The sequence below is a fragment of the Acinetobacter sp. ESBL14 genome (assembly GCF_036668815.1).
Lineage (GTDB): Bacteria > Pseudomonadota > Gammaproteobacteria > Pseudomonadales > Moraxellaceae > Acinetobacter > Acinetobacter gyllenbergii.
This window is the reverse complement of record NZ_JAZEVS010000056.1, coordinates 1-355: the sequence shown is the minus strand read 5'-3', so window position 1 is coordinate 355 and position 355 is coordinate 1. Positions and strand designations below refer to the sequence as shown.

Genomic DNA, 355 nt, shown 5'->3' with positions numbered 1-355 from the left:
ACATCGTGGGTGGCGCTGATGCAACAACAGCTGAAGACAAGACCAGCGGTGAGAATGTGATTACACGTACCACTAAAGATGGTATCAAGATCGAGTTGTTAAAAGATGCGAAGTTTGACAGCATCACCACTGGCGATACGGTATTAAACGACAAAGGTGTGACCATTAAAGATGGTCCAAGCATCACCAAAGATGGCATTGATGCGGGTCATAAGGTCATTAGCAACGTTGCTGATGGTTCAATTGCCAAAGGTTCTAAAGATGCAGTGAATGGTGGTCAGATTCAGAATATTTCTGAAAGCATCAAGAACAGCATTGGTGGAAACACAACGGTTAATCCAGATGGCAGTATTAG

General features: G+C 43.7%; 1 pseudogene. It reads left to right on the top strand.

The window, feature by feature from the left end:
* Window positions 1-355: pseudogene (locus V6E90_RS21600) on the top strand (YadA-like family protein); the annotation flags it as partial.